This is a genomic window from Pseudomonas sp. 13B_3.2_Bac1 (assembly GCF_025466205.1).
GTDB classification, from domain to species: domain Bacteria; phylum Pseudomonadota; class Gammaproteobacteria; order Pseudomonadales; family Pseudomonadaceae; genus Aquipseudomonas; species Aquipseudomonas fluorescens_H.
In genome coordinates this window covers 1-7,860 of the sequence record NZ_JANLOG010000101.1, presented here as the reverse complement: position 1 = coordinate 7,860, position 7,860 = coordinate 1, and the positions used below count along the sequence as shown (strand labels likewise).

The 7,860-nt window shown below is 62.2% G+C and carries 8 protein-coding genes; 3 read left to right on the top strand and 5 right to left on the bottom strand.

From position 1 onward, the window contains the following. Positions 1 to 69: 69 nt before the first annotated feature. From NTD85_RS15930 to NTD85_RS15920, 3 genes are all read right to left on the bottom strand, one after another. Entirely contained in the window at positions 70 to 663 is a 594-nt protein-coding gene (locus NTD85_RS15930) for an HAD family hydrolase (RefSeq protein ID WP_262142641.1), read from the bottom strand. Then, positions 660 to 1,529: an acyl-CoA thioesterase II gene (gene tesB, locus NTD85_RS15925; protein WP_003228466.1), complete on the bottom strand. Its 870-nt coding sequence runs from the start codon at positions 1,527 to 1,529 to the stop codon at positions 660 to 662. The genes NTD85_RS15930 and tesB overlap by 4 nt, the downstream gene beginning before the upstream one ends. Positions 1,530 to 1,634: 105 nt before the next feature. Then, complete coding sequence (locus tag NTD85_RS15920; RefSeq protein WP_003228468.1) at positions 1,635 to 2,204, bottom strand: GNAT family N-acetyltransferase; 570 nt, start codon at positions 2,202 to 2,204, stop codon at positions 1,635 to 1,637. 96 nt (positions 2,205 to 2,300) lie between these two features. Between NTD85_RS15920 and NTD85_RS15915 the strand changes: the two genes are divergently transcribed. Next, positions 2,301 to 3,221, top strand: coding sequence for a histone deacetylase (locus tag NTD85_RS15915; protein WP_003228470.1), 921 nt, complete (start codon positions 2,301 to 2,303; stop codon positions 3,219 to 3,221). A gap of 292 nt (positions 3,222 to 3,513) precedes the next feature. Then, entirely contained in the window at positions 3,514 to 4,752 is a 1,239-nt protein-coding gene (locus NTD85_RS15910) for a TIGR03862 family flavoprotein (RefSeq protein ID WP_262142639.1), read from the top strand. Positions 4,753 to 4,869: 117 nt separating this feature from the next. Here NTD85_RS15910 and NTD85_RS15905 read toward each other — a convergent pair whose 3' ends face one another. After that, positions 4,870 to 6,207: a DEAD/DEAH box helicase gene (locus NTD85_RS15905; RefSeq protein WP_134787390.1), complete on the bottom strand. Its 1,338-nt coding sequence runs from the start codon at positions 6,205 to 6,207 to the stop codon at positions 4,870 to 4,872. 65 nt (positions 6,208 to 6,272) lie between these two features. Then, the gene (gene yedA / locus NTD85_RS15900) at positions 6,273 to 7,214 is read right to left on the bottom strand and encodes a drug/metabolite exporter YedA (RefSeq protein ID WP_262142638.1); all 942 of its coding nucleotides are present in this window, start codon (positions 7,212 to 7,214) and stop codon (positions 6,273 to 6,275) included. Positions 7,215 to 7,376: 162 nt separating this feature from the next. Here yedA and NTD85_RS15895 point away from each other — a divergent pair, with 162 nt between their 5' ends. Then, on the top strand, positions 7,377 to 7,829 hold the full coding sequence (locus tag NTD85_RS15895; protein WP_103484818.1) for an Lrp/AsnC family transcriptional regulator: 453 nt from the start codon (positions 7,377 to 7,379) through the stop codon (positions 7,827 to 7,829). Positions 7,830 to 7,860 lie beyond the last annotated feature (31 nt).

Here is a 7,860-nt window from a genome sequence, read left to right as displayed (position 1 = left end):
ACTTTTGGAATGCATGCCCCTGGGGGAGCGGGCTTGCTCGCGAAGGCAATCTGACAGGCACCGAAGATCTCAGGCCAAAAGCATCCGCCGCAACTCGACACAATCCTGCGCATGCCAATCCGTCAGCTCCGGCCACGGGTTGTCCGGCAGATTCACCAGCACCGTCCGCGCCCCTGCCGCCCGCCCGCAATCGAGGTCGAAGCGGTAATCCCCGACCATCACCATCTCGTTGGCCGGTACCTTCCAGGCTTCGGCCAGTTTCAGCAACCCGCCGGGATGCGGCTTCGGTGGCGCTTCATCGCGGCCCAGCACATCTTCCACGGCGAAGCAGTCGGCCAGGCCGATGGCGTCGAGCGTCACATGCGCGAGTTCCCGCGCATTGCGGGTCAGAATGCCCAGGCGATAGCCACGCCCGTGCAGGTCGCGCACCAGCTCCACCGCACCGGCAGCCGGTTTCGAACCCAGCGCCAGATCGCGCTCATGCTCCAGCAACCACGCGTGTTTCGCCGCGGCTTCATCGGCGGGAAGCGCCGCGAGGTGGGTGAGAATGTCGTCCTCGGGCGGAATCGCCAGGGCCACGCGAATCGCCGCAAAGTCATGCACGGCGACGGTCAGGGTGCCATCCATGTCGAACACCCAGTGCTTCACATCGCTCAGGCTCATGCCCAGTCCTTGCGGTGACGAATCAGGCCTTCCTGGGTCACCGACGCCACCAGTTGCCCGGCGCGGTTGTACACGCTGCCACGGGAGAAACCCCGGGAATTGCCGGCCCACGGACTGTCCATCGCATAGAGCAGCCAGTCATCGGCGCGCAGATCATTGTGGAACCACAGCGCGTGATCGAGGCTGGCGACCTGCATGTCTTTCTGCCAGACCGACTTGCCGTGCGGCAGCATCGAAGTGGTCAGCAAACCGAAGTCCGAAGCATAGGCCAGCAGGTATTTGTGCAGCGCCGGAATATCCGCCAACGCGCCGTCGGCACGGAACCACACGTATTTCACCGGATCGGCCGGTTGCGGGTTGTACGGGTCTTTTTCAGTGACCGGGCGCACTTCGATCGGTTTCGGGCACAGCAGTTTTTCGCGCATATGCTCGGGGATCAGGTGCGCGCGTTGCTGGGTCAGTTCCAGCTCCGACGGCAGGTTTTCCGGGCCGACCACCACCGGCATCTGGCTCTGATGCTCAAAGCCTGCCTCGTCATACTGAAACGAAGCGCTGCAAGTGAAGATCGGGTGGCCTTTCTGGATGGCCGTGACCCGACGGGTGCTGAAGCTGCCGCCATCACGCACGCGATCCACCGAATACACCACCGGCAACTTGGCATCGCCCGGGCGCAGGAAATAGCCGTGCATCGAATGCACATGGCGCGCCTCTTCAACCGTCTGACTGGCCGCCGACAGCGACTGACCGAGCACCTGCCCGCCGAACAACTGACGGAAACCCAAGTCCTGGCTGCGGCCACGGAACAGGTTTTCCTCGATCGGCTCCAGGGTCAGCAGGTCGACCAGATCTTCCAACACTTGGCTCATTCAGACTCTCCTCACACAACGCTATGCCGCGCAGTCTTGGCTGCGGCGGCCCATTCAGGTTCTGGCGCGAGCCACTGTCGCGCCATTGTAAACGTCCGTGTCGGCTTAGCCATGCAGGGTTTGCAGCCATTGCTCCCTGGTGATTCGGTACAACAGATGCCGGCGCAACGGGTGATCGACGGCAACTTTGGGGTGATCGAAATCATCGGCCGGATCGTGCTGCATGCCAATCGCCTGCATGACTTTCTCCGACGGCAGATTGCTCTGCGCGGTGAAGGACACGATCTCCTTCAGCCCCAGCCGATCAAAGCCTGCGCGCAATGCCGTCCACGCCGCCTCACTGGCATAGCCGAGGCCCCAATGCTCGCGGGCCAGACGCCAGCCGATTTCCACCGCCGGAGTGAACGGCGCATCGAAACCGACCACGCCGAGGCCGGTAAAACCGATGAACTCACCGCTGTCCTTGCGCTCCAGCGCCCACAGACCGAAGCCGTGCTCGGCAAAATGCCCGCGCACTCGGCCGATCATCGACGCACTTTCCAGCCGGCTGAGCGGGGCCGGAAAGTAGCGCATCACCTGCGGATCGGCGCACATCGCCGCAAATGCCGGCAAATCCTCGTCGCGCCACTGACGCATCAACAGGCGTGCGCTTTCGAGTTGCTGAATCGGCTCCATCATGCCCCTCCATTTCCATGCCGCAAGTCTACATCGCTGGTAGGATCGTTCACTCTTTCCTGCGTTCCCAATCTTCAACAGCCATACGAAATCACCATGCCACTGCCGCTGATCTACCACGAAGACTACAGCCCCGAGTTTCCGGCGGATCACCGCTTTCCCATGGACAAGTTCCGCTTGCTGCGCGATCACCTGGTCGACAGCGGCCTGACCCGCGACGCCGACCTGCTGCGTCCCGAGATCTGTCCCAACGACATCCTCGCCCTGGCCCATGACCGTCGCTATATCGAACGTTACATGAGCGGCGAGTTGTCCCGCGAAGACCAGCGGCGCCTCGGCCTGCCGTGGAACGAAGCCTTGGCGCGGCGCACGGTGCGTGCGGTCGGTGGCTCGATTCTGGCGGCGGAAAAAGCCCTGGAGCATGGTCTGGCCTGTCACCTGGCCGGCGGCACCCATCACGCTCACTACGACTACCCGGCCGGGTTCTGCATCTTCAATGACCTGGCGATCATCAGCCATTACCTGCTGCAAAGCGGTCGGGTGAACCGAGTGCTGATCTTCGATTGCGACGTGCATCAGGGCGACGGCACCGCACGGATCCTGCAGGACACGCCGGAGGCGATCACCGTTTCCCTGCACTGCGAAAAGAACTTTCCGGCACGCAAGGCCGAAAGCGACTGGGACATTCCGCTGCCCAAAGGTATGGGCGATGCCGACTATCTGCAGGTGGTGGATGACACGCTCAATTACCTGCTGCCGCTGTATCAACCGGACCTGGTGCTGTACGACGCCGGCGTCGATGTGCACAAGGACGACGCCCTCGGTTATCTGCAACTGACAGACGAAGGCGTCGCCGCCCGCGATGAAAGCGTGATGCGTCACTGCCTGGGCCGCGACATCCCGGTGGTTGGCGTGATCGGCGGCGGCTACAGCAAGGATCGCCACGCCCTCGCCCGCCGCCACGGCATCCTCCATCACAGTGCGCAACGGGTCTGGACGTCACACGGTTGTCACTAAGCTGTGCTGCGTTACCCACAATGGCTGTGGAACGGCCTGTGGATAACCTGAGCGAAAGGGACTACAGCCCATACCCCTCATGGCCTGCAGCACACTGACTAATTTTTAACCAGGTATCGAATCCACTGAATACCCCTGTGGGAGCGAGCTTGCTCGCGAAGGCGGTGTGTCAGTCAACTGGATGTTGAATCTACCGACGTCTTCGCGAGCAAGCTCGCTCCCACAGGGATCTCCCACATTGGTCTGCGCTGTTAGAATGCGCGCCTTATCCCGCCATACCGCAGCGCACGCCATGACCCAGACTTCCGCCCCCCTCCCCGCTCACGTCGCCATCATCGGCGGTGGCCCCGCCGGCCTGATGGCCGCCGAAGTGCTGAGCCAGGCCGGCGTGCGTGTCGATCTGTATGACGGCATGCCCTCGGTCGGTCGCAAGTTCCTGCTGGCCGGGGTCGGCGGCATGAACATCACCCACTCCGAGCCTTACCCGGCGTTCCTCGCGCGCTACGCCGAACGCGCGCCGCAGATCGCGCCGTTACTGCGCGGTTTCGACGCCGACGCGTTGTGCCGCTGGATTCATGAACTGGGCATCGAAACCTTTATCGGCAGCTCCGGCCGGGTATTCCCCACCGACATGAAAGCCGCGCCGCTGCTGCGCGCCTGGCTCAAACGCCTGCGCGACAGCGGCGTGGTTATCCACACCCGCCATCGCTGGCTCGGCTGGGATGAACACGATGCGCTGCGCATCGCCAGCCCCAACGGCGAAATCACCGTCAAACCCGACGCCACCCTGCTCGCCCTCGGCGGCGGCAGTTGGTCGCGGCTGGGTTCGGATGGCGCGTGGATGCTGCCCCTTGAGCAAAAAGGCGTAGGACTGGCGCCGTTGCAGCCGAGCAATTGCGGCTTCGAGGTGCAGGCCTGGAGCGAGTTCCTTGTCAGTAAATTCGCCGGCGCACCGCTGAAAAATGTCGCCATCGGTTTGAACGACGATATCCCGCGCCTGGGCGAATGCGTGATTACCGCAACCGGGGTCGAAGGCAGCCTGATCTATGCACTGTCGGCACCGATTCGCGAAGCGATCAATGCGCACGGCTCAGCCACGGTGCACATCGATCTGCTGCCCGGCCGTCCTGTGGATAAATTACAGGCCGCGTTGAGCAAACCACGCGGCTCGCGTTCGATGGCCAAGCATCTGCACAGTCAGGTCGGAATTGATGGGGTGAAAGCGGCGTTGTTGCGAGAGCTGAGCGATGCAGCAACGTTTGCTGATCCGGCGCTGTTGGCGCGGGCGATCAAGGCGTTACCGCTGACTTTGGTAAAAACGCGGCCGCTGGATGAAGCGATCAGCAGTGCCGGTGGCGTGATGTTCGAAGCGCTGGATCAGCGTTTGATGCTCAAGGCGTTGCCGGGGGTGTTCTGTGCGGGCGAGATGCTGGATTGGGAAGCGCCGACGGGCGGCTATCTGCTGACCGGGTGTTTTGCCAGCGGGCGATCTGCGGGTTTTGGGATGCTGGAGTGGTTGCGCAAGGACTGAGGACCGCGGCGCGCCCTTCGCGAGCAAGCCCGCTCCCACAGGAGATCTCCATTTCAATGAAGGCCCATGTGGGAGCGGGCTTGCTCGCGAAGGCGTCCTTACAGACGCCCCATCAGATCAAGGCTTGCGCTTACGCGGCCCGGTATTGAACACCGGCACTTTACGTACAGGCTTGATCGACGGCTCCGGCGCCTGGGTGTCGCCACTGTCGACCCACTTGCCCAGATTGCGCTTGCCACCGCCGCCGGATGCTTTCGGCTTTTTCGGTTTCTTCGGCTTCTTGATCACCTGACCGCTGGCGTCGGTATCCGGCACGCGGTGCTCAGGTTCGAAGTCCGGCTCGTTCTGACGCTTCAAGGTCTGACGCGTGAGCATCTCGATTGCCGAAAGCATGTTCACTTCATCCGCGCACACCAGCGAAATCGCCTCGCCCGTCGCACCGGCACGGCCAGTACGACCGATGCGGTGAATGTAATCCTCGGCAACGATTGGCAAATCGAAGTTGACCACCAGCGGCAAATCTTCGATATCCAGACCACGCGCGGCGACGTCGGTCGCCACCAGAATCTGCACTTCGCTGAGCTTGAAACGATCCAGCGCACGCTGACGGGTCGCCTGCGGTTTGTCGCCATGGATGCCGTCGGCGTTGATGCCCAGGCCCTGGAGTTTTTCCACCAGCGCATCCACACCATTGCGGGTCTTGGCGAACACCAGCACCTGCTTCCACTTGTTCTTGCGCATCAGGTGCACGAACAGTTCCGGCTTGCGCTTCTTGTCCACCGTCACCACCCACTGCTTGACGGTGTTGGCCGCGACGTTGCGCGGGCTGACTTCGATGCTCAGCGGATCGTTGAGCATCTGCCCGGCGAGCAGGCGGATGTCATCGGAGAAGGTCGCCGAGAACAGCAGCGTCTGGCGCTTCTTCGGCAGCATGCGGTAAATGTTCGCCAGTTCTTCGGAGAAGCCCAGGTCGAGCATGCGGTCGGCTTCATCCAGCACCAGGGTTTGCAACTGATCGAGTTTCAACGCGTTCTGGCGGAACAGGTCGATCAGGCGACCAGGCGTGGCGACCAGCACATCAACGCCGCCGCGCAGCTTCATCATCTGCGGGTTGATGCTGACGCCGCCGTACACCGCATACGTGCGCAATGGCAGGTTTTCAGCGTATTGGCGCACCGACTCATGAACCTGCTCCGCCAGCTCGCGGGTCGGCACCAGAATCAGCGCACGCGCCGAATTGGCGGCCACTTTCGGCCCTTCCATGGCCAGCAACTGCAGCAGCGGCAAGGCGAAACCGGCGGTCTTGCCGGTGCCGGTCTGGGCCGCAGCCATCAGGTCGCGACCGGCCAGAACGGCCGGAATGGCTTGCGCCTGGACCGGCGTTGGAGTCTGGTAGCCGAGCTTCTCGAGGGAGCGCAGCAAGGGTTCGATCAGGCCAAGGGTGGCGAAAGTCATGGGAGTACCGTAGGAAAAATCAGCGCGGTTGCGCAAAACAAGGATGCAATGGCGCGCAGTTTACCCTAATTCACACGTTGCTCTGCTGGAATGGCGGTCTTCGGCGTCTCCACGACGAGCGGCTGCGCCGGGCGCCGCCACTGCGGCAGACCGATCAACACCACCGCGCTGATGATCACCAGCATCGCCAGCGCTTCTTCCATGCCGATGCTCTCGCCAACAAACACGATCCCCAGCAACACCGCCACCGCCGGGTTGACGTAGGCATAACTGGTGGCCGCTGCCGGACGCACGTGCTTGAGCAGGTACATGTAGGAATTGAAGGCGATGATCGAGCCGAAGAAAATCAGATAACCCAAGGCCAGCCAGCCTTCCACCGGCGGCAAGGCTTGCAGGTGTTCGCCGCTGACCGCGCTGCCGATCAACAGCACCACGCCACCCACCAGCATCTCCACCGCGCTGGCCATCGCCCCTTGCGGCAACGGCAGGTGTTTGCTCCACACCGAGCCGAACGCCCAGGTTGCCGCCGCAAAAATCAGCAGCGCCGCGCCCATCGGGCTCGATTGCAGGTTGGAACCCATGTTGAGCATGGCGATGCCGATAATCCCCAGCGCCACCCCGGCCCACTCCAGCCGAGTATTGCGCGCGCCCCAGAAATACCCGCAGAGCAAGGTGAACAACGGCACTGTCGCCACCGCCAATGCCGCCACACCCGAGGCCACGCCCGTGTGTTCAGCCACGCTCACCGCGCCATTACCCAGACTTAGTAGCAAAATCCCGATGATCCCCGCCGCTTTCCACTGCGCCCAGGTCGGCGCCGGCGCCCCGCGCCAGCGCAGGAACGCATACATCAGGCTGCCGGCAATCACGAAGCGCACGCCGCCGAGCATCAGTGGCGGCCAGTATTCGACGCCGATACGGATCACCAGATAGGTCGATCCCCAAATCACGTACAGCGCGAAAAACGCGGCGATCAGCGGCAGAGAAAAACGGCGCAAGGCAGGCATGGGCAGCTCGACAGTCAGAGGCAGGGTCCGATTATTCTAGAAAGGCCCGCGGGCAAAAATAAGTTACAAAACCTGTTTATCGCGCCGGTACACTTTTGAAACAACGGAGATCGACGGGATTAACCGCGATTTCGAAAGTCTGGCAATTTCAGGAGTCCGGCCTTGGACAAATACGACCGCATGCTGCTCAGCGCCCTGTTGGAAAACGGTCGCGCGTCCTACGCCGATCTGGCGCGCAAGGTGAATCTCTCTGCCCCGGCGGTGGCCGAACGCGTCGCCAAACTTGAGGCAGCCGGGGTGATCACCGGGTATCAGGCAAACATCGACCTGTCGAAAATCGGCTTGCCGATCCAGTGCATGATCGAACTGCGCCTGCACCAGAATGGCAGCCAGAAGGTGTATGACGAACTGGTGAAAATCCCGCAACTGACCGAATGCTTCCGAGTGACCGGCGATCCATGCGTGATGATGAAGGGCGCGGTGGGCTCGATGCCGGAGTTGGAAGAGTTGATCAATCGGGTGGCGAAGTTCGGCTTCAGCAAGACCTCGATTGTGTTGTCGAGCGCAATAGAGAAGCGCGTGCCGTTGAGCCATATCGAAGGCAACGGCAAGTAATCAGCAACTCAGAGGATCCAAATGTGGGAGC

What these genes read in the sequence shown, in the direction of transcription:
- NTD85_RS15930 (WP_262142641.1), bottom strand. Translation starts at nt 663, where the DNA reads ATGAGCCTGAGCGATGTGAAGCACTGGGTGTTCGACATGGATGGCACC.
- tesB (WP_003228466.1), bottom strand. Translation starts at nt 1,529, where the DNA reads ATGAGCCAAGTGTTGGAAGATCTGGTCGACCTGCTGACCCTGGAGCCG.
- NTD85_RS15920 (WP_003228468.1), bottom strand. Translation starts at nt 2,204, where the DNA reads ATGGAGCCGATTCAGCAACTCGAAAGCGCACGCCTGTTGATGCGTCAG.
- NTD85_RS15915 (WP_003228470.1), top strand. Translation starts at nt 2,301, where the DNA reads ATGCCACTGCCGCTGATCTACCACGAAGACTACAGCCCCGAGTTTCCG.
- NTD85_RS15910 (WP_262142639.1), top strand. Translation starts at nt 3,514, where the DNA reads ATGACCCAGACTTCCGCCCCCCTCCCCGCTCACGTCGCCATCATCGGC.
- NTD85_RS15905 (WP_134787390.1), bottom strand. Translation starts at nt 6,207, where the DNA reads ATGACTTTCGCCACCCTTGGCCTGATCGAACCCTTGCTGCGCTCCCTC.
- yedA (WP_262142638.1), bottom strand. Translation starts at nt 7,214, where the DNA reads ATGCCTGCCTTGCGCCGTTTTTCTCTGCCGCTGATCGCCGCGTTTTTC.